Source organism: Pseudomonas sp. JZ114, assembly GCF_051027705.1.
Classification (GTDB): Bacteria; Pseudomonadota; Gammaproteobacteria; order Pseudomonadales; family Pseudomonadaceae; genus Chryseomonas; species Chryseomonas luteola.
In genome coordinates, this window is sequence record NZ_CP069256.1 from 2,860,504 (window position 1) to 2,881,888 (window position 21,385).

Consider the following 21,385-nt stretch of genomic DNA (forward strand, 5'->3'; position numbering starts at 1 on the left):
TTGACTGTTGCGGGGAACCGGAACGGTCAAGTACGGCCTATAGCGTTATTACCCGTACTCTAGTCGAATCAAGCATGAAGCAGCTTCTCCCCCGTACCGCCCTCCTGTTCATCCTCGGTGTCAGCGCTCTTCCGCTGGCAGCCAAAACAGCGAGCCCAAACGTCTGGGACGGTCTCAAACCAGACCGCGATCAAGTCGTGGCAAGTCTCAATGTGGTAGAGCTGCTCAAGCGCCATCACTACAGCAAGCCGCCGCTTAACGATGAACGCTCGATAAAGATCTATGACAGCTATCTCAAGATGCTTGATCCCAATCGACTGTATTTCAACGCAGCCGATATCGCCGAGTTTGACGCATGGCGGACTCGCTTCGACGATCTGCTCAAGCAGGGCGACCTGAATCCAGGCTTCACGATCTACAAGCGTTACCTGGACCGTGTGAAGGAACGCCTCGACTACACACTAGGCCTGCTGGACAAAGGCATTCCCCAGCTGAATTTTGCGGCAGACGAAACGTTTGACGTCAACCGCGAAAAGGCGCCCTGGCCGACCAATACTGCCGCACTGGATGATCTGTGGCACAAGAAGCTCAAAGATGAAGTGCTGCGTCTGAAACTGGGTGGCAAGGACGATGCTGCCATCAAGGAGCAGCTGCAGAAGCGCTATCGTAATCAGTTGGCGCGCCTGAAACAGACTCGCAGCGAAGACATCTTCCAGGCCTACATCAACGCCTTCGCCCAAACATACGATCCGCACACGCAGTACCTCTCGCCTGAAAGCGCAGAGAACTTCGACATCAACATGAGCCTTTCCCTTGAAGGCATCGGTGCGGTACTGCAAAGCGATAACGATTACGTACAGATCGTTCGTCTGGTACCGGCCGGTCCCGCCGACAAGAGCAAGCAGCTCGCACCCGCTGACAAGATCGTGGGGGTAGCGCAAGGCAAAGACGGCGAAATGGTCGACGTCGTCGGCTGGCGTCTGGACGAGGTCGTCAAGAAGATCCGCGGCGCCAAGGGCTCCGTTGTTCGCCTGGAAGTCATCCCCTCGAGCAATCCGCCGAATGACCAGACCACAAAGGTCGTCTCGATTACACGTGAAGCGGTAAAGCTTGAAGAACAGGCAGCCCAGAAACACATCATTGACGTGCCTCACAACGGCAAGACCTACAAGCTGGGTGTAGTCGATGTGCCCGCTTTCTACTTGGACTTCAAGGCGTATCGCGCCGGCGACCCAAATTACAAGAGCACTACCCGTGACGTGCGCAAGCTGATCGGTGAGCTGAAAAACGAGAAAGTCGACGGTATTGTCATCGACCTACGCAACAATGGTGGAGGCTCCCTGCAGGAAGCAACCGAACTGACTGGGCTCTTCATCGATCAAGGCCCAACGGTGTTGGTGCGTAACAGCGACGGCAAGGTAGACGTGTTGGCTGACGATGAAGGCGATGCTTTCTACACAGGTCCCATGACCGTGCTGGTCAACCGCCTCTCGGCCTCGGCTTCGGAAATCTTTGCAGGTGCCATGCAGGATTATCATCGTGCCTTGATCGTGGGCGGACAGACCTTCGGCAAAGGCACTGTTCAAACCATACAGCCTCTAAATCACGGTGAACTGAAGCTGACCCTGGCCAAGTTCTATCGCGTTTCAGGACAAAGTACCCAGCATCAGGGCGTTATCCCAGATATTAGCTATCCGGATATCGTAGATAACAAGGAGATCGGCGAAAGCGCGCTACCCAACTCCATGCCATGGGACACGATCCGTCCGGTTCTAGAGGTAGAGAACAATCCGTTCAAGCCGTATCTGCCTGAGCTGATCAACCGTCACGATACCCGCACCAAGACCAACCCGGACTTTGTCTTTGCTCGTGAACGCCTTCAGTTTGCACAGGATGTCATGAAGGATACGACGGTCAGCCTGAACGAGCAGAAGCGTCGTGCCGAGCAGGACGCCCTCGATAAGCGCCAGCTGGCAATTGAGAACGAGCGTCGGGTAGCTAAAGGTGAGGAACCCCTCAAGGAACTGAAAAAAGTTGATGACGACGCTATTGCTGCCGCCAACAACGACGAAAAGACCAAACCTCAAGACGATGCCTACCTGATGGAGAGTGGTCAGATCCTGCTCGACTATCTGGACTTGAGTCACGGCGGTCCGTCTCACTGATTGCCGTCATCAAATAGTCATCGAACTGTCGTGAAATGAACAAGGCCAGCTTATCGCTGGCTTTGTTTATTCAGGACCAAGATAGATGACCGTCAACGAACAGTTGAGCGCGCTTGAGCAGATACTGGCTCGAAGTGATATACACAGCCTTTTCCAACCTATCGTTTCCTTGAGCGAACGCCGCATCATTGGCTATGAAGCACTTAGCCGCGGGCCTTCCAACAGTCCTCTGCACTCCCCGCTTCCGCTGTTCGCCATTGCTCGTACGGCACAGCGTCTGTCCGAGCTGGAAATGGCGTGTCGCACCCAGGCATGTACCGGTTTCCGTGATCTGGGCCTTGAAGGTAAGCTCTTCCTTAACATTTCCCCCGAATCACTGCTTGAGAATAGTCACGAGCAGGGCCGCACCCTGAAACTGCTACAGCGTCTGGGTATCCCTGCTAACCGAATCGTCATCGAGCTGACCGAACAGGCCCCAACCGACGATCTGGGCCTGCTTGATACCGCCTTGCACTACTATCGCGCAATGGGATTTTCGATTGCTCTGGATGACCTGGGGGCCGGATATTCCAGCCTGCGCCTGTGGTCCGAGCTGCGCCCGGACTATGTGAAGATCGATCGTCATTTCATCGATGGTATCCATCGTGATAGCGTCAAACGGGAGTTTGTAGGCTCCATCCTTCAAATGGCCAGGGCGTCCAACGCCGTCGTGGTTGCTGAAGGCATTGAACTGCATGAGGAACTGGTCGTGCTGGCCGAAATGGGCATAGATCTGGTTCAGGGCTACCTTCTGAGTCGTCCTGAAGCGAATCCCCCGCGGGAAGCACGCGAGATCATGCCTCGCCTGGAGACACGCCCCAAAAGCCTTACAGAGGGCGGTACAGGCCTGATATCCATGTTACTTGAGCGGCCTGCCATTCAGGAGCAGACGCTGATACCTGCCGTCATGCAGCTTTTCCACGACAAACCCAGCTTTAACTCCCTGGCCGTGCTTGATGAACACGGTGCGCCTGTCGGCATAGTCCACCATTATGCCCTTGCAGAAGCCCTGCGTAAGCCCTTTGCGCCGGACCTGTTTGGTCGCAAGCCCATTACGCGACTTATGCATCTGGATTTTCTATGTGTGGAGAAGAGCCAATCTCCTCTTCACGTCAGCCGACTACTCACCCAGCGCGCCAAGCAACGGGTAGAAGAAGACTTCGTTATTGTTGATCAAGGCCAATATGTCGGCATGGGTCGTGTGGTTGATCTTCTCCAACTGATTACTGAGCAGAAGATTCAGGAAGCACGGCATGCCAATCCTCTGACAGGCCTGCCCGGCAGCGTGCCGATTCATCATTGTCTAAGCCAGTTACTGGAGCACAACCAAAACGCCACCCTGTGTCACCTTGATATCGACAGCTTTACGCCCTTCAATGAGATTTATGGATATGCCAAGGGAGACGAAGTACTGCTGTGCCTGGCACAGGCCTTGGCAGAAAGCATGGATCGCACCCAGGACTTCATCGGTCACTACGGCGATGACAACTTTATAATCGTCCTGCGCTCCATGGACTGGCGAGCACGGCTGACTCGACTCATGGAGACTTTCCAGAGTCGCTGCCGTCGCTTTTACGCACCGGAGCACCTGGATGCAGGCTGCCTGATAGCAGAAGATCATGAAGGCTACCGACGCGAGTATCCGCTGCTCTCTCTATCTCTTGGGGTTGTAAGGGTTACGGCAGAAAGTCGAACGTCACGCGATGCCCGCCAACTGCTTAAACTGGCGGAAAGCGCCAAGGCCCAGGCCAAAACCATTCCCGGCTATAGCTTGCACCTGATGGCCGAAACGGCCTGAGTTACCTATCTGAGGAAAAGTTGTACTCGAATACGCGCGTGACTTCAGATGCATGCCAGGCAGCCGCCTCTATACCATCCACCTCGCCGTTGAAGCGCCCGACTCGCTGGGCGCATTCAAAGAAACCAGGACGCGGCAGCCGGCTCGCACCCTGGCTGACCACCAATGCGCTGCGCAACGGCACACCCTGACGGGCATCCAGCGCTATCAGGTGTTCAAGGGCAGCAGTCAGTATCGCCATAGCGGGCGTCGGTAACTGTAGACGCTCAATCAGCGAGCGATAGGTTACCAAGTGCCGCTGGCAACGAGCTTCTTCCAACTCAGCCAGCAATGCCTGCCAATGGGTACGACTGATCTGTAACGCCACAATACAAACCTGAATTCACCGAAAGGTTACTATAACAGCACAGCTTATCCTGTTCCGATGTGCAAGCACCTCTCGCCACCCAGGCTCATGCCCGCTCAACCACTATAACGCCCTCAGCGGGTTTCTCATTGGGAAGCGGCGGAGCCGATAGCGACTTTTGCACCGCTACGGGTTGGGCATCTCTCCAGGCGCGAAAGGCATCAAGCTCGCTCTGCCAGGTTTTGCTCACCCACGCCAGCACTGCCAGATCATCAATGAAGCCAAAGGTAAGCATCCAGTCAGGGATCAGATCAACAGGCGAAAGGAAATAAGCAAGTGCTGCGACTACCGACAAGAGTGCCTGCCGACTGATACCCCGATATTCTCCACGCCACCAGGCCAGTAGCAGGGAATGGAAGAGCCCCAAGGTATCCTTGGCGGCACCCAACCGAAAATCTCGCTTGGCCAGCTTACGCCCGACGGCCAATAACAATGCCGGTAAGCGCCCCCGAACAAGAAAACGTTGGGCAAGCCTCAGATAACGATCAAATCCAACGGGTGGCTTCATGAGATCTCCCCGCCTCGCAAAGGCAGTCTGATAGAGCGTTTGGCGAATAGGTAAATAATTACCTAGATTAGAGCATCGTCCTCACAAACAGGTTTCCTAAAACAAAAAAGCCCCGTATGAACGGGGCTTTTTAATAGAGCGGCGTGTTACTTCTTGGAAGTATCCTGCTCTTGTGCAGCGTCCGACTCGTCGGATGGCTCTTGCGTCAGGCCATTGTCGCCCTGAGCGCTTGGATCCTTGATACCTAGCAGCTCTAGGTCAAAGACAAGCACGGAGTTGGCAGGAATGGCAGGGCTTGGGCTCTGCGCGCCGTAGGCCAGTTCGCTGGGAATGTACAGCTTGTACTTTTCACCTACATGCATGAGCTGAAGCGCTTCAACCCAACCCGGAATCACGCCACTCACCGGCAAATCAATCGGGCTGCCACGCTTGATGGAACTGTCGAATACAGTACCGTCAACAAGACGGCCTTCGTAGTGAACTGTCACTACATCATTCGGCTTGGGCTGCGGACCATCTGCCTTCTTGACCACTTCATACTGCAAACCGGAAGCCGTTGTGACAACACCCTCGCGCTTGCCATTTTTTTCCAGGAAATCCTTGCCTGCTTTGGCATTGTCTTCGCTGAGCTTGGTCATGCGCTCTTCTGCACGCTTCTGCAGATCGGCAAACGCATCTCTTAGCTGATCATCGGTAAGCTTCTGCTCTTTCTTGCCCACAGCATCTTCAATACCCAAAGCCACTGCTTTTGAATCCAGGTCATCGATGCCTTCCTGAGCAAGGCTTTTACCCATGTTCAAGCCGATGCCGTAGGACGCTTTCTGAGCTGGAGTTTCAAGATTAACCTTGGATTGTGATTGTGAGTCGCAGCCGCTGAGAACCAGGCCAACGAGGGCCACTGCTGCTGCCAACCGGTGCTGTTTCATGCTGTTTCCTTGTCCGTGCGCGAAGCGCGTTCGATAAAACCGCGAGCTTATCAGGGCCTAACTGCCACTGGCTACGGCATGATAAGAATAGTTAGTAGCTTATAAGTTCAGCGCTGAATAGTGACTGAATACAAAGCAGTCTGTGTCCGTGACGTATCAAACAACCCTGAACATACAGACTAGACATCTTTAAAAAGAAACTAACTGTACAAAGAACTTCCAGCAAAGAATGCTTAATAGAAACGGAAAACAGCCGCTAGAAAGGGAATAAACCTGTAGAAACGAAAAAAGCGGCGCAAGGCCGCTTTTCCGTAGTTTATCGGGAGTTCAGTAGGCCCGATAAACTTAATATGGCGCAGCGGACGGGACTCGAACCCGCGACCCCCGGCGTGACAGGCCGGTATTCTAACCGACTGAACTACCGCTGCGTATATCGCAAAATGGTGGGTGATGACGGGATCGAACCGCCGACCCTCTGCTTGTAAGGCAGATGCTCTCCCAGCTGAGCTAATCACCCACGTAGCTTTCGCTAGTGTTCTTCCTGGGTTCATCAAGAGGATTTAAAACCCAATCAAGCAACCCAAGATGAAGCAAAAATGGCGCAGCGGACGGGACTCGAACCCGCGACCCCCGGCGTGACAGGCCGGTATTCTAACCGACTGAACTACCGCTGCGCGTAACTTCAAGAGTGGTGGGTGATGACGGGATCGAACCGCCGACCCTCTGCTTGTAAGGCAGATGCTCTCCCAGCTGAGCTAATCACCCACTTAACTTTCGTAAGCGTTTGCTCTCGAAGTGGGGCGCATTCTACGGACGGTTTTAGAGGCTGGCAAGCCCCCAAGTGAAAAAAATTTCAAATGATCCAAAGGCTTAGGTTCTTTTCCTTTATTTCCAAGCCTTTGGATCATTTCCCGGGTCTGCCCTTGCAGGCAGGACCGTATCGTTACATCCCAAAAAGCGGCCTGTTTGTCATTAAAGCCCCTTAATCGTTGCCAATGATCAATTGGGGGTTGGCCTTGGAAGCATGGCAGCGGAATAATGCGCGCTTCGTTTTTTGGGGAATCGTCACGCCATGTGGTTTCGTAATCTTCTTATTTATCGTCTTACCCAGGATTTATCACTCGAAGCCGAGGCCCTGGAAACCGCGTTGGCCAGCAAACCTGCACGTCCCTGCGCCAGCCAGGAACTGACCACTTACGGTTTCGTAGCTCCTTTTGGCAAGGGAGAAGACGCTCCTCTGGTACATGTCAGCCAGGATTTCTTTCTGATCGCAGCTCGCAAGGAAGAGCGCATTCTGCCCGGCAGCGTAGTAAAAGACGCCGTGCAGGAAAAAGTTGATGAAATCGAAGCACAGCAGATGCGCAAGGTTTACAAAAAGGAGCGTGACCAGATAAAGGACGAAATTGTCATGAGTCTGCTGCCACGGGCCTTCATTCGCCGCCAGACTACCTTTGCAGCAATCGCGCCCAAGCAGGGTTGGATTCTGGTAGATGCCTCCAGTGCAAAGCGCGCAGAAGATTTGCTTTCCACCCTTCGTGAAGCGCTGGGCTCCCTTCCGGTTCGTCCGATGTCGGTCAAGCAGGCACCGACTGCAACCTTTACAGATTGGGTCAAGTCTCAGGCAGCCACAAATGATTTCCATCTGCTGGATGAGTGCGAGCTACGCGATAGTTACGAGGATGGCGGTGTTGTCCGCTGTAAAGGGCAAGACTTGACCAGTGAAGAAATCCAGAATCATCTGGGCGCAGGCAAGCTGGTGACCAAGCTGGCCCTGGCTTGGCAGGACAAGCTGTCGCTGTTAATCGATGACAAGGTCGCGCTCAAGCGGCTGCGCTTTGAGGACTTGCTTCAAGAGCAGGCCGAGCAGGATGGCGGCGATGATGCCATGGCGCAGCTGGATGCTACCTTTACTCTAATGATGATGACCTTTGCCGAATTTATTCCGTCGCTGGTCGAAGCGCTGGGTGGAGAAGAAATTCCGCAGGGGCTCTAATCAGGTGCGGCGCCCCGGGGCGCCGCCCAACTTCCAAGGCTCATATTTTTATAAGGATAATCATGGGCGCTCTCGCAGCTTTAAGCCGCTTTGCAGGCAATACCTTTGCCTTGTGGGTCCTGCTGGCGGCTGTTCTAGCCTTTATATGGCCTGAAGGGTTTCGCTCCTTAACGCCAGCTATCGTCCCCTTATTGGGCCTGATCATGTTCGGCATGGGGCTCACGCTCAAAGCTGAGGATTTCAAGGAGGTCTTTCGCAAACCTCTTAGGGTTCTTCTAGGTGTAATCGCTCAATTTATCATTATGCCCGGCATGGCGTGGCTGCTTTGTCTTGTCATGCAATTGCCGCCGGAAATTGCAGTAGGCGTTATTCTTGTGGGTTGTTGCCCTGGCGGTACGGCGTCCAATGTCATCACCTGGTTTTCACGCGGGGACGTCGCACTGTCTGTTGGCATCACTGCCGTTACTACCCTTCTGGCCCCGTTGGTGACCCCTACACTGATCTGGCTATTGGCTTCGGCCTGGCTACCAGTCAAGTTCTCAGCCCTTTTTCTATCCATCGTCCAGGTCGTTATCCTCCCGATTGTGCTGGGGCTAGTTGCCCAACGCTTCCTGGGGTCAAAGGTACGGGCAGCGGTTGAGGTGTTGCCTCTGGTCTCGGTTATCAGCATCGTGCTGATTGTGGCGGCCGTTGTGGCTGTCAGCCAGGCGAAAATTGCAGAGTCAGGATTTTTGATTATGGCTGTGGTCGTACTGCATAACACATTGGGACTGATGCTTGGCTATCTGGCCGGAAAAGTGTTTGGGCTACCTCTGGCGCAGCGCAAGACGTTGGCTATCGAGGTCGGTATGCAGAATTCGGGACTGGGCGCAGCACTGGCAACAGCACATTTCTCCCCTCTTGCGGCTGTGCCCAGTGCCTTGTTCAGCGTCTGGCATAATATTTCTGGAGCGCTGCTGGCCACATGGTTCCGTCGCTTGAATGACGAGTCCTCTGCAAAAGAGTGAGCATGTAACGAAACCGGCGCGCTCGGGCTTGGCAAGAGCGCATCGGTTCGCGAAGGGGACGACCTCATCGCCTGAAACTATCCGGGGACGGCCCCGCTTTACCAACCCTGGAATCTTTATGTCCTGGATTATTCTTTTTCTGGCTGGCTTGTTTGAAATAGGCTGGGCTATAGGCCTCAAATACACCGAAGGCTTTACCCGCCCTCTTCCTACTGTCCTGACGGCAGCCGCCATGCTGACCAGCATAAGCCTCTTGGGCATGGCCGTTAAGCAGCTTCCTCTTGGTACAGCCTATGCCATATGGACGGGTATTGGCGCAGTAGGAACGGTGATTGCTGGCATCATTCTATTTGGCGAAAGCGTCAGTCCGATCCGGCTGCTCAGTGTGCTGCTTATTTTATGTGGCTTGATCGGGCTTAAACTGAGCCATTAGGGCCTAGTCACGGATGCTGCGCGTAGGGTCTCCACCGCCTATCACGGCGCGAAAGCGCATCAGGAATTCTGGCACGCTTGCAAACAGGAAGGCATTGACGCCTATATTCATCAACGCAACCGCCAGAAACAGCTCCGGAACTGTCATCTCGAATACAGACAAAAGCAGCATAGTGATAAGGGCCGAGCAGACCATTAGGAGCGCATTGAGAATATTGGTGGCAGCGATAACCCGAGAGCGCTCCTCCTGTGGCGTGCGTGCCTGAATCAGCGCATAGAGCGGAACGATATAAAATCCGCCAGAGATCCCCAGTCCCAGAATGCACCCAAGCGCTGGCCACATGGAAAATTCTTTCAGCGCTGCCCATCCGCCATAAGACCCTGTGATAGCGGCCATGTCAGGCGTGACGGCATAGAGCAAGACGCTGAAGATAGATAACCCCAGCGCACCCAGCGGAACAATACCTGCCTCAACATGCCCCTTGGACAACCGGCCACATAGAAGAGAGCCCAGCGCAATGCCTACCGAGAACAAGGTAAGGATCAGCGAAACCATGCTTTCCTGACCGTGCAGGTAGTCCTTGGCATAGGCTGGTATCTGGGTAAGGTATACCGCACCCACAAACCAGAACCAGGAATTGCCCAGCAGAGAACGAGAGACCGAGGGCGCCTGCCCCAGCCCCATACGTAAGATCACCCATGTTTGCCGGAAAATGTTCCAGTCCAACCTCAGGTGCGAGATGACGGCCGGCGCGGATGGAATACCCAGGCTGGCCAGAAAACCAGCCAGAGCGATCAATACGACGCTTATGGCTACGGCCTGGGAATAATCCGGGAGAGAGAGCAAGGCCCCTGCCCCTATCGTCCCGCCCAAAATGGCCAGGAATGTGCCCATCTCCACCAACGCGTTACCGCCCATTAACTCTCGAGACTCGAGATGCTGGGGCAAAATTGAGTACTTGGAAGGTCCGAAGAGCGCCGAGCGTGTACCCATGGCAAACAGGACAAATAACAACAGTGGCAGGCTGTTAAGCCAAAAGCCTAGACTGCCTAACAGCAACATGACGATTTCCGAGCCTTTTAGCCATCGCATGAGCCGCGCCTTGTCATATTTTTCGCCTAATTGTCCGCCTAACGCTGAAAACAGCAGGAACGGAAGAATAAACAGCAAGGCGCACAAGTTGACCAGCAACAGCCTGTCACCGGTAACGCTCAAGTGAAACAGCACCGCCAGAATCAATGACTGCTTATAGACGTTGTCATTAAAGGCGCTAAGGGACTGTGTTACGAAAAACGGTAGGAAGCGCCGTTTTTTCAACAGAGCGAACTGTGAGGACATCGAACGAGGTCCTATTCGAAGAAGGGAAACCGGAACGGGCCACAGCCATCCTTGCAGCCCGAGATAACAACCGCGTTACATCGTACGTCAGTCAAACATCGTTATATCCGGATAGCCTTAGGAAAAAGAAGCTTCCAGGCTGGCTTTTACCGTCGGCCACTCACGGTCGGTAATACTGTACATGACGGTATCATCAAGCCGACCGTCGGCCAAACGTCGATGGTTACGTAACAGCCCTTCACGTACAGCCCCTAGCTTTTCAATAGCGCGTTGCGCACGCAGATTACTGGCTGCCGTCTTGAGTTGTACACGTACCAGATGCCAGTTCTCGAACGCATGACGCAGCAGGAGGTATTTGATGTTGGCATTCAATCCACTGCCATGCTGCTCCCGATCCAGCCAGGTCCAGCCAATTTCAGCGGCAGGTAGCGCAGGCAGAAACTCTGAAAAGCGAGTGGTACCCACCAGCTTGTCAGCCAGCCTGATGGTAAAAGGGATAGTTTTGCCTTCACGCTGCTCAGCAATGGCGTGCCTATACCAGTCCGGTCGTAGTGGACCGCTCAGGTAATGCAACTCATCCCGGTTGAGATCAGCCAGGCTGACCAGTTCCAGTACGTCGCTTTCCACCATAGGCTCTAAACGAAGAGCACCGCGCTGCAAGGTAATGGGATGCGCTTCGAACATGGCGCCACTCTCCTTGATAACACTGCGACACGCTAACAGGCTGAAGCCCTTGGCTCAACCAAACCTGCGACATTGGTCTCAGTGACCTTGGAGCAGTCGCTTTGATGAGACACTTATAAAGCCTGCCATGCTCCCCAACGAGCGCATTAGAATAGTCCCTAGGTATTCCCACTACTCGAGACGAGCTCTTTCTAATCTATCTGGCAGCGGAAGGCCTAGGGCCAATCACCTATAAAAGGCCCTGCACAACAAAATTCCACAGGAGTTCGCATGACCCTATCCAGCGGACTGATCGCCGCCGTTGCCCTACTCTACATGGCGGTGCTCTTTGCGATTGCCTTTTATGGCGACAGACGTAAAACGCCGTTGCCACCCAAGTTACGCGCCTGGGTTTACAGCCTGTCGCTTGCGGTATATTGCACCAGCTGGACATTCTTTGGCGCCGTTGGACAGGCGGCCGACCAACTTTGGTCCTTTCTGCCGATTTACCTAGGGCCTATCCTGCTCCTGCTATTCATGCCACGTCTGATCAAGAAAATGATCATGATCAGCAAGCAGGAAAACATTACTTCCATTGCCGACTTCATTGCCTCCCGTTATGGAAAATCGCGGGCGCTGGCGGTTGTGGTTACGCTGATCTGCCTGGTAGGCGTGCTGCCTTATATCTCCCTGCAGCTCAAAGGCATTGTCATGGGCGTTAATCTGCTGACCGGTGTAGGGGCCGAGTCAATAGGCATGCGTGCACAGGATACCGCCTTGATCGTCTCACTGGCATTAGCGGTATTTACCATCCTGTTCGGCACTCGCAACCTTGATGTTACCGAGCATCACCGGGGCATGATGCTCGCAATTGCCTTTGAGTCGCTGATCAAACTCCTGGCATTTCTTTCCGTAGGGATTTTTGTGACCTATGGACTTTATGATGGATTCGATGACCTCTTCGATCAGGCACGCATTGCGCCCGAGCTGTCCAAATACTGGCAGGAAACCTTCGACTGGCCCGCACTGCTGGTGCAAACCGGAGTAGCGTTCACGGCCGTCATGTGTCTGCCACGACAGTTTCATGTCACGGTGGTTGAAAATACGGATGCGCGTGACCTGAACCTGGCCCGTTGGGTATTTCCTTGCTACTTGGCCTTGGCGGCGCTGTTTGTTGTTCCTATCGCCCTGGCAGGACAGATGCATCTGCCCAAAGGGGTCGTACCTGACTCCTTTGTTATAAGCCTGCCCATGGCACAGGCGCATCCCGGCCTGGCGCTCCTGGCTTTCATTGGTGGCGCTTCGGCCGCTACCAGTATGGTGATCGTCGCCAGCGTGGCCTTATCCACCATGCTATCCAATGATATTTTGCTGCCTCTCTTATTCCGTAAGCAGAAGGTAGAGCGCCCCTATGAGGTGTTCAGCCACTGGCTGGTAACCATTCGGCGTGTTGCGATCGTGGCGATCCTGCTATTGGCGTATCTCTGCTATCGCCTGCTGGGCTCTACGGCAAGCCTGGCTACCATCGGGCAGATCGCCTTTGCAGCTATCGCTCAACTGGGCCCGGCCATGGTAGGGGCACTCTACTGGAAGCAGGCGAACCGGAGAGGTGTATTTGCAGGACTTGCAGCGGGCGCCTTTCTTTGGGCTTATACCCTGGTTCTGCCAGTCATGGCAGAAAGTCTGAGCTGGCCACTCGACCGTTTTCCTGGGCTAGCCTGGCTGGCGGCCAATCCGTTTGGCCTGCCCTTCAAGCCCCTGACTCAAGGCGTACTGCTGTCCTTGGCAGGAAATTTTCTCCTTTTCTTTCTGGTTTCCAATCAGGCCAGGACGCGAGTATCCGAGCACTGGCAGGCCGGCCGTTTCATTGGGCAAATGACCTCGGCGCGCCTGAATACCCGGTCGCTATTGGCAGTGCAGCTGGAGGATCTTCGCGCACTCGCTGCCCGCTTCGTAGGCGATGAACGTGCTCGGCAGAGCTTTATTCGCTTCGCTGACCAGACGGGCCTGACCTTTCATCCGGCCCAGAATGCCAACGGAGAATGGATTGCCCATACCGAGCGCCTGTTAGCCGGCGTGATTGGAGCCTCCTCTGCGCGGGCGGTGGTAAAGGCTGCCATCGAAGGCCGTGACATGCATGTGGAGGATGTCGTACGCATTGCTGACGAAGCGTCCGAAGTACTTGAATTCAACCGCGCGCTTTTGCAGGGCGCTATCGAAAATATTTCTCAAGGTATCAGCGTTGTCGATCAATCTCTTCGGCTGGTGGCCTGGAACCAGCGTTACCTGGAGTTGTTTGACTACCCGGACGGCATGATCCAGGTCGGGCGTCCAATCGCCGAAATCATCCGCTATAACGCAGAACGGGGCCTCTGTGGCCCAGGCGATCCTGACGAGCACGTAGCACGACGTGTTGATCGAATGCGGCAAGGGATTGCCCACACATCTGAGCGACAATTCCCTAATGGCCGGGTAATCGAACTCAGTGGCAAACCCATGCCGGGACGCGGCTTTGTCATGAGCTTTACCGACATCACTGCGTTTCGCGAAGCAGAGCGCGCCCTTCGTGAAGCCAATGAAGGGCTGGAGCAGCGCGTGGAAGAGCGAACCCGGGAGCTCTCCCAGCTTAACCAGGCGCTGACAGAGGCCAAAGCCCATGCAGAAGCAGCAAACCAGTCCAAAACACGCTTTCTCGCTGCCGTCAGCCATGATCTGATGCAACCGCTAAACGCAGCCCGCCTGTTTACGGCCGCCCTCGCCCACCACGATGCGTTACCAAAGGATGCTCGCGAGCTGGTTAACAACATGGATTCGTCCCTGCGCTCCGTGGAAGACCTGATTGCCGACCTGCTGGATATCTCGCGTCTGGAGAGCGGACGGGTTCATACGGAAGTCGGCACGTTCGCAATCAATACGCTATTCGATACGCTGGGCGTAGAGTTTCGTGCCCTGGCGCGAGAACAAGGCATAGATTTCCACCTAAGCGGAAGTCGCCTGAGAGTAGAAAGCGACGTCAAGCTTCTGCGCCGAGTCCTGCAGAACTTTCTGACCAATGCTTTCCGCTATGCCAGAGGGCATGTATTGCTAGGTGTCCGCCGCCATGGTGATCATGTGACACTGGAGGTATGGGACCGTGGCCCAGGTATCCCGGAAGATAAGCGGCAGGTCATTTTTGAGGAGTTCAAGCGACTCGACAGCCATCAGACGCGCGCAGAGAAGGGGTTGGGCCTGGGACTGGCTATTGCTGATCGTCTTTGCAAGGTACTGGGCCATCGTATCGAGGTACGCTCCTGGCTAGGCAAAGGCAGTGTATTCAGCGTCTCGGTGCCCGTTGCGACTCAAACTCTATCCGAGCCTGTCCTGCAGCCTACACGAGCACACACCAGCGAACCGCTACGAGGCGCACCGGTATTTTGCGTTGATAACGAGGAAAGCATCCTGACGGGTATGCAGAGCCTTCTTAGCCGCTGGGGCTGCGAGGTTCATACGGCACGCAATCAGCAGGAGTGCGAGGCGTTATTGGCGCAAGGCATTCAGCCACAGATAGCGCTGGTGGATTTCCATCTGGATGACGGCAATACCGGACCTCAACTGATGGCATGGCTTCGTACGCGGCTTGATAAGCCGTTGCCTGGCATTGTGATCAGTGCAGATGCACATCAGGATCGTGTCAGTGAAGTGCATTCGGCTGGGCTGGATTTTCTACCTAAACCCGTAAAGCCAGCCGCCTTACGCGCATTGCTTAGCCGTTATCTGAATTTAAGATGACTTGGCGGCGCCCGTGTCGATAGGTCATAAAAACCCAATCGAAATAATGCAAAAAAATTCTTGCATTTTGATGAAGCCAAGCGTGATGCGGTCTACAGGGTTAATCCACAGAACCTGTGGATAACTCTGTAGAAAAGTTGGTGGAAATGTCCTGTAAGCTAGATGAAATGGGGGGTTCCGTTAAACTGTCCATTTTTTAACCAATCAAAAAAATCCTTATAAATCATATATTTATACCTAAATAACCGTTCTAAATATTTTTATGCCTGTTTAAGCGAAGCGCTTGACAAGCGCATTAGTGCTTGTGCACAAGTCCTGAACATTGCCCCTTGACTCAGGGTGTATTTTTGAGCATAGCCCTTCGCCTGAGTTAGAAAATTTAGTGAATTCATATGTTTTATCACCCTGCCAGACTGACCTCGGCAGGACGACGACTCATTAACACCCTGCCCTCACGGACAGAAAACAGTGGAAGGCCCTGGCTTCTTATCATTTCGTAGTCCGAATCGGCTGACAGGATCAGCAGATTGGCCGGGCGCCCTACTTTCAGCCCATATCGGTCACCCAGCTGCATGGCGTTGGCGCTATTTACCGTCACCAGATCCAAGGCATGCTGCAGGCGCTCATAACCGAGCATGTGACAGATATGCAGGCCGGCCTCCAGTACCCTGAGAATGTTGCCGTTACCCAGCGGATACCATGGATCAACAATGGAGTCCTGCCCGAAGCACACATTCATACCGGCCTCCAGCAGTTCGTTCACACGCGTTACGCCACGCCGCTTGGGAAAAGTGTCGAAGCGACCTTGCAGGTGAATGCTCTCGGTGGGGCACGATATAAAGCTGATACCCGAACGACTCAGCAGACGAAACAGCTTTGAACAGTAGGCATTGTCATAAGAACCCATGGCAGTAGTATGGCTGGCAGTGACACGTGAGCCCATGCCACGACTACGCGCCTCCTCTGCCAACACTTCCAGAAAGCGGGAATGGGGATCGTCTGTCTCATCGCAGTGAACATCCACCAGACAACCTGTGCGCTCAGCCAGATCCATCAGAAATTTGACGGAACTGACCCCTTGCTCACGGGTATATTCGAAGTGAGGGATTCCGCCAACCACGTCGGCTCCCAGCCGAATGGCCTCCTCCATCAGTTCTCGGCCCTGAGGATAGGATTCGATTCCTTCCTGGGGAAACGCCACAATTTGCATGTCAACTAAATGGCTTGTTTCTTCCCGAATTTCCAACATGGCCTTCAAAGCCGCCAGACTGGCATCGGTTACATCCACATGGGTACGAACATGCTGGATACCGTGGACCGCCAGGGCATTAATGGTCTGCTTGGCCCGCGCCTTGGTATCTTCGTGGGTAATAGTCGCCTTTCGCTCTCCCCAGCACTCAATGCCTTCGAATAACGTGCCGCTCATGTTCCACCGCGGTTCCCCAGCTGTCAGGGCGGCATCCAGATGGATATGCGGTTCGACGAAAGGCGGAATAACCAGATTGCCACGCGCATCCAGTATTTCAGCGCTGGTTGGGCTCACAAAAGCGACCTGTGATTCGATTGCAGCGATCCGGTCGCCTTGCAAACGCACGGTAAACAGCCCTTCCTGACCACGCAGCCGCGCATTGATGACATTCATCGACAGACTCCTCAAGCAAAGGACTACTTACTCTTTATAACAGTAGGTGACCTGGAACATTTCCAGCCTATGCCTCTGCGCGAGCGACAACCGATAGCCGGGCCCCCACCAGGCCACACAGCATTACGTACCCCAGCGCGGCAGTACCAACGCCGACAAGAGGCGCCAACCAAGGGGAGAAAAAGGCTGCCAGAACACCCAGGCCATAGGCCGCAAGCCCAACCCAATTGAATTTAGGTAAATGAACAGTCGCCAAGAGGGGGTAACGCCCTCTATGACGATAAAAGAAATCAGCTGCAATCACGCCGCCGATAGGAGGGATAATGGTTCCCAATATAATCAGGTAGGGGACCAGCAGATCGTACATGCCCAGCACTGCCAGCAATGTACCTATTGCTGCGCCAACCAGCGTAACGGTTCGCCGGCGATCTGTTCGAACCAGATTACAACCCGCCACAGCGAAGTTATAGATAGTATTGTCCTGCGTGCTCCAAAGATTAAGCATGAGCATGGCTATCGCTGCCAGCGAGAAACCCTGAAGCAGCAAGACCTCCACCACGTCCGGTTGTTGGTACACAATGGCGCCATAGGCGCCGATCAGCACCATCAGGCCATTGCCGATAAAAAAACCAGCCAGGCTGGCCAGAATGGCAACTCTCCCAGTGCGAGCAAAACGTGTCCAATTAGTAGCCTGTGTCGCCCCGCTGACAAATGTGCCAAACACTAATGTCAGCGCTGTGCTATACTCCATCGTGTTGCCTGGTTGTATGGCCACCAGGCCTTCCAGCCCACCGATCTTTCGTGTTGCAACCCACATGGATAATGCCAGCAGGCCACACATGGCGGGTACAGCAATATAAGACAGGATCTCCAAGCCTCGGTAGCCAATATAGGCTGTGGCACAAAAGCCAAAACCGAAGATCACCATCAGCAACAGCACAATGCCTTCGGGCAATCCCAGAAACTTACCCAGCACGACTGCCGCCGTCGCCGTGCCCCAGGCATACCAGCCAATCTGCGTGAATCCCAACACCAGATCAGACAACTTGCTTCCTACTTCGCCAAAGCAGAACCGGCCCATCAGAACAGAATTAAGGCCGCTTCGATACGCGATATATCCCAGCAAGGCGGCATAAAGACCAAGCAGCAGATTACCTACCATAATCACGCTCAGCAGGGTCTTGAAATCGAACGCCGTGCCGATCTTACCGCCTGCAAACATCGTCGCGGTAAAGAAGGTAAAGCCCAGCAGCACCAACGTTGTCGACCAGACGCCCCGACGGGCTGACATAGGCACTTCACTTAACGGATAGTCGTTCGCGCTTGCGTTCGTCTCGCTCATTTCGCTATTCCCGCTTGGTCATGGACCTGAGAGCAAGTGCGAAGCGCATGCCAAACGCTGTAACGCTCTGGTGCAACCCAATGACTGCGGCAGGAAGGTGCTAAACAAGAGGCCAACGCACAAAAGCGGCTCATTGTCCTTTAGCTTTGCCTTGAAATGGTTCACTGCAGCGGCAAACACAACATTGTGCTGAAGCAATTTGAAGCAAATGAAAAAGAGACATTTCCCATTCAGCGACTTAGCTTAATGGGAAAAGTTGGCAAAAAACTTGCTAAAGCAGGTTATCAATGCAGCAAATTGACGCCGCTGCTGTCATAAGCGCGTCACGTGATTCAACTAAAAGAAGATTATGAATACACATCAGCAAACTCAAACCGCAATCCAAATGCTTTCTTCTGCTTTCGCTCCGTTCGATTGTGTAATCGCTGCGCCCAGCAAGAAAGGCTTTTCATTCATCATCGTCAATGAATTCGGCGTTGCGCGCCATACTCAGCGACTTTACCGTGAGGAATACAGTTGCCCGACTCGTCTGCAGTCCGTTATCGAACGTGCACGCAAAGCCATCAGCGCCTGATCCATTCCCGCCTTACTTTTCCTAATACGATGCCCGACACGCGCCTGACAGGCAGCGTGCAACGGTGCATGCGTGCCAGCGGAATCCTCCCCTTTCCGGCAGGCACAAAAAACCCGTAGCGGTCACAGACGCACTACGGGAAGACGAGGAAACTCTCGCGCGGCTCTACAGGATCTAACGCTTGCGCTTTGCGCGGCGAGCCAGCATGTTCAGGCCTTCGATAACGGCCGAGAATGCCATGGCAGCATAGATATATCCCTTGGGCACATGAGCGCCAAAGCCTTCAGCGATCAGGGTCATGCCGATCATGATCAGAAAGCCCAGCGCCAGCATGACAACCGTGGGATTGTTATTGATGAAGCGCGCCAGCGGATCAGCGGCGACCAACATGACGGTCACCGCGACGATAACGGCGATGATCATGATGGGCACATGCTCGGTCATCCCGACAGCCGTAATAATGCTGTCGATGGAGAAAACCAGATCGAGCATGAGAATCTGGACGATGGCCGAGGTAAACCCGAGGGTAACGGCCTTTTCGCTGCTTTTACCTTCGAATAGGTCGCCTTCCGGATCAGGATCCACATTATGATGGATCTCCTTGGTTGCCTTCCAGAGCAGGAAGAGACCACCTGCTATCAGGATGATATCTTTCCATGAGAAGCCCTTGCCAAAGAGTTCGATCACCGGTTCGGTGAGCTGAACGATCCAGGCAACCGTTCCCAAAAGGCCCAGTCGCATGACCAGCGCCAGGCCTATTCCGATACGCCTGGCCTTTTGCCGATGCTGCTCGGGCAGCTTGTTGGTCAGAATGGAAATAAAGATCAGGTTATCAATACCGAGCACCACTTCCATGGCGATCAGCGTCGCCAAGGCAACCCAGGCGGTAGGATCCGAAATCAACTGCTGGAGGTAATCCATGAACCTTTTTCTCAGAAAATAGGAGAGTTAAGGCGCCGATGAGTTACCAAAGGCACCCAGTTACCCTGAACTATAGCCAAAAGAAAGATGTGAAATTTTTGTCGTATCGCTGATTTGTTTTTGTTTCAAATCATTGAGCTAGACATCTGCCCCGGAGATACTCCGGTTTCGATATCGCCGAACGAAACGATCAACATACTCGTCTGCCGGTTCGTTGAGAATGTGCTGCGGGCTTCCCACCTGAATCAGCTGGCCGTCCCGCAGGATTGCAATCCGGTTTCCCAGCCTAACCGCCTCGTCCAGATCGTGGGTAATGAAAACGATGGTCTTGTGCAGGCGCTGCTGTAACTCCAGCAACTGATCTTGCATCTCGGCACGAATCAGTGGATCGAGCGCCGAGAACGCTTCGTCCATGAGGATGATTTCTGTGTCAGTTGCCAACGCCCTGGCCAGCCCGACTCGCTGGCGCATACCGCCTGACAGCTGATGGGGCCATTTGCGCTCATACCCTTTGAGCCCTACCGCTTCAATCCAGTGCTGTGCATGCGCTTCTCGTGCAGTCCGGCTTTCGCCACGCAGTTTCAAGCCGTAGGCCACATTACCGAGTACGGTTTTATGGGGTAACAGCCCGAAGCCCTGGAAAACCATGCTGATCTTGTGGCGCCGGAAATGCCTGAGCTGCTGCATGTCATAGGCCAGTATGTTCTCGCCATCGACTCGGATAGAACCACTGGTAGGGTCAATCAGGCGATTCAAATGCCGAACCAGCGTTGATTTGCCCGAGCCTGACAGCCCCATGGTCACAAATATTTCGCCCGCTTCGATGGACAGCGATAGCCCATTGACTCCGACGACACACCCGGTTTCCGCCAGCACCTGATCCTTATCCCGGCCCTGGCGGACCAGCTCAAGCGCTGCGGCTTCGCGACGGCCGAATATCTTATAGACGTTATCGAGCTGAATTTTCATCGCTCGCCCTCATAGCGTGAACGACCATACGCCTGAGTAATGCGATCAATCACGACCGCCAGGATAACAATCGCCAGACCTGCTTCGAGCCCCTTGCCTACGTTGAGCGTCTGGATACCGACCAGAACTTCTTCACCCAAGCCACGTGCACCGATCATCGAAGCGATTACAACCATAGACAATGCCATCATGGTGGTCTGGTTGATACCTGCCATGATGCTAGGCAAGGCCAATGGGAGCTGTACGCCAAACAGCTGTTGCCAGCGATTGGCACCAAAAGCATTGACGGCCTCCATGATTTCCTTGTCGACCTGTCGAATTCCCAGATCGGTCAGACGAATCAACGGTGGCGCTGCATAAATAACAGTAGCAAAGATAGCCGGCACTTTACCCAAACCAAACAGCATCAGGACAGGAATGAGATACACAAAGCTAGGCATGGTCTGCATGATGTCCAGCAGTGGCAGCAACACCGTACGCAGCCGGTTACTGCGTGCACACAGAATGCCCAGGGGAATGCCGATCAGCACCGCAATCAGTGTCGCGACCAGCATCAGCGCCAAGGTCTGCATGAGCTTGTCCCACAACCCCATGGCGCCCACGAGAAATAGCAGCCCGGTAATGACCGCAGCCGGTATCACACGTCGCGTGGCGTGGTAGGACACAACAGCCACGACCAGCAGAATCAACCACCACGGTGTTGTCCGGAGAGCGCCTTCAAGCCGGACGATTGCCAGCAGAAGCACATCGGAGATCTGGCGGAACACATCGCCATAATTGGCGACCAGAGCGTCTACCCAGCCATTGACCCAGTCAGCAATAGAAAACGTGAGATTGTCAGGAAACATAGACATGCCCGTTTGGTAAAGGTAGGCCCTTCAAACAGGGCCTAC

16 protein-coding genes, 4 tRNA genes and 1 pseudogene are annotated in these 21,385 nt (G+C 54.1%); 7 read left to right on the plus strand and 14 right to left on the minus strand.

The window, feature by feature from the left end:
* Window positions 1-74 precede the first annotated feature (74 nt).
* Together JQR90_RS13425 and JQR90_RS13430 are read left to right on the plus strand one after the other, a co-directional pair.
* Window positions 75-2,165 (plus strand): carboxy terminal-processing peptidase, encoded by a 2,091-nt coding sequence (locus JQR90_RS13425; protein WP_037029645.1) that lies wholly within the window; start codon window positions 75-77, stop codon window positions 2,163-2,165.
* A gap of 85 nt (window positions 2,166-2,250) precedes the next feature.
* Window positions 2,251-4,002, plus strand: a complete 1,752-nt coding sequence (locus JQR90_RS13430; protein ID WP_010795142.1) for a bifunctional diguanylate cyclase/phosphodiesterase — start codon at window positions 2,251-2,253, stop codon at window positions 4,000-4,002.
* 1 nt (window position 4,003) lies between these two features.
* Here JQR90_RS13430 and JQR90_RS13435 read toward each other — a convergent pair whose 3' ends face one another.
* From JQR90_RS13435 to JQR90_RS13465, 7 genes are all read right to left on the minus strand, one after another.
* Entirely contained in the window at window positions 4,004-4,369 is a 366-nt protein-coding gene (locus JQR90_RS13435) for a hypothetical protein (protein WP_010795143.1), read from the minus strand.
* Window positions 4,370-4,454: 85 nt separating this feature from the next.
* Window positions 4,455-4,916 carry a YkvA family protein gene (locus tag JQR90_RS13440; protein WP_010795144.1) on the minus strand — a complete coding sequence of 154 codons (462 nt, stop codon included), beginning with the start codon at window positions 4,914-4,916 and terminating at the stop codon, window positions 4,455-4,457.
* Between the two features lie 146 nt (window positions 4,917-5,062).
* Window positions 5,063-5,842 (minus strand): FKBP-type peptidyl-prolyl cis-trans isomerase, encoded by a 780-nt coding sequence (locus JQR90_RS13445; RefSeq protein WP_010795145.1) that lies wholly within the window; start codon window positions 5,840-5,842, stop codon window positions 5,063-5,065.
* Between the two features lie 351 nt (window positions 5,843-6,193).
* Window positions 6,194-6,270, minus strand: a tRNA-Asp gene (locus JQR90_RS13450).
* Between the two features lie 13 nt (window positions 6,271-6,283).
* Window positions 6,284-6,359, minus strand: a tRNA-Val gene (locus JQR90_RS13455).
* Window positions 6,360-6,439: 80 nt separating this feature from the next.
* A tRNA-Asp gene (locus JQR90_RS13460) sits at window positions 6,440-6,516 on the minus strand.
* Between the two features lie 15 nt (window positions 6,517-6,531).
* Window positions 6,532-6,607 (minus strand) — tRNA-Val (locus JQR90_RS13465).
* A gap of 307 nt (window positions 6,608-6,914) precedes the next feature.
* Here JQR90_RS13465 and rdgC point away from each other — a divergent pair.
* The 3 genes from rdgC to sugE all read left to right on the plus strand — a co-directional run bounded on the left by rdgC (window position 6,915) and on the right by sugE (window position 9,275).
* On the plus strand, window positions 6,915-7,835 hold the full coding sequence (rdgC, locus tag JQR90_RS13470) for a recombination-associated protein RdgC (protein WP_434140056.1): 921 nt from the start codon (window positions 6,915-6,917) through the stop codon (window positions 7,833-7,835).
* A 62-nt stretch (window positions 7,836-7,897) separates the two neighbouring features.
* Complete coding sequence (locus JQR90_RS13475) at window positions 7,898-8,842, plus strand: bile acid:sodium symporter family protein (protein ID WP_010795147.1); 945 nt, start codon at window positions 7,898-7,900, stop codon at window positions 8,840-8,842.
* A 118-nt stretch (window positions 8,843-8,960) separates the two neighbouring features.
* Window positions 8,961-9,275, plus strand: a complete 315-nt coding sequence (gene sugE, locus JQR90_RS13480; RefSeq protein ID WP_010795148.1) for a quaternary ammonium compound efflux SMR transporter SugE — start codon at window positions 8,961-8,963, stop codon at window positions 9,273-9,275.
* A 51-nt stretch (window positions 9,276-9,326) separates the two neighbouring features.
* Here the strand turns inward: sugE and JQR90_RS13485 are convergent.
* Window positions 9,327-10,613: pseudogene (locus tag JQR90_RS13485) on the minus strand (MFS transporter); the annotation flags it as partial.
* A gap of 117 nt (window positions 10,614-10,730) precedes the next feature.
* On the minus strand, window positions 10,731-11,297 hold the full coding sequence (locus JQR90_RS13490; RefSeq protein WP_010795150.1) for a GNAT family N-acetyltransferase: 567 nt from the start codon (window positions 11,295-11,297) through the stop codon (window positions 10,731-10,733).
* 270 nt (window positions 11,298-11,567) lie between these two features.
* On the opposite strand from JQR90_RS13490, the gene JQR90_RS13495 reads away from it, so the two are divergent.
* Window positions 11,568-15,044 carry a hybrid sensor histidine kinase/response regulator gene (locus JQR90_RS13495; RefSeq protein WP_434140057.1) on the plus strand — a complete coding sequence of 1,159 codons (3,477 nt, stop codon included), beginning with the start codon at window positions 11,568-11,570 and terminating at the stop codon, window positions 15,042-15,044.
* A gap of 400 nt (window positions 15,045-15,444) precedes the next feature.
* On the opposite strand, the gene codA is transcribed toward JQR90_RS13495, so the two are convergent.
* Both codA and codB read right to left on the minus strand, forming a co-directional pair.
* A complete protein-coding gene (gene codA / locus JQR90_RS13500) occupies window positions 15,445-16,686 on the minus strand; it encodes a cytosine deaminase (protein WP_434140058.1) in 1,242 nt (413 codons plus the stop codon).
* A 67-nt stretch (window positions 16,687-16,753) separates the two neighbouring features.
* On the minus strand, window positions 16,754-18,028 hold the full coding sequence (gene codB / locus JQR90_RS13505; protein WP_434140059.1) for a cytosine permease: 1,275 nt from the start codon (window positions 18,026-18,028) through the stop codon (window positions 16,754-16,756).
* A gap of 349 nt (window positions 18,029-18,377) precedes the next feature.
* Here codB and JQR90_RS13510 point away from each other — a divergent pair, with 349 nt between their 5' ends.
* Window positions 18,378-18,602 carry a hypothetical protein gene (locus tag JQR90_RS13510; RefSeq protein ID WP_010795154.1) on the plus strand — a complete coding sequence of 75 codons (225 nt, stop codon included), beginning with the start codon at window positions 18,378-18,380 and terminating at the stop codon, window positions 18,600-18,602.
* A gap of 174 nt (window positions 18,603-18,776) precedes the next feature.
* Here the strand turns inward: JQR90_RS13510 and JQR90_RS13515 are convergent, their stop codons facing one another.
* The 3 genes from JQR90_RS13515 to JQR90_RS13525 form a co-directional block, all read right to left on the minus strand.
* Window positions 18,777-19,523, minus strand: a complete 747-nt coding sequence (locus tag JQR90_RS13515) for a TerC family protein (RefSeq protein ID WP_434140060.1) — start codon at window positions 19,521-19,523, stop codon at window positions 18,777-18,779.
* A 138-nt stretch (window positions 19,524-19,661) separates the two neighbouring features.
* Entirely contained in the window at window positions 19,662-20,492 is an 831-nt protein-coding gene (locus tag JQR90_RS13520) for a quaternary amine ABC transporter ATP-binding protein (RefSeq protein ID WP_434140061.1), read from the minus strand.
* The gene (locus tag JQR90_RS13525) at window positions 20,489-21,340 is read right to left on the minus strand and encodes an ABC transporter permease (RefSeq protein ID WP_074824530.1); all 852 of its coding nucleotides are present in this window, start codon (window positions 21,338-21,340) and stop codon (window positions 20,489-20,491) included. The genes JQR90_RS13520 and JQR90_RS13525 overlap by 4 nt, the downstream gene beginning before the upstream one ends.
* Window positions 21,341-21,385 lie beyond the last annotated feature (45 nt).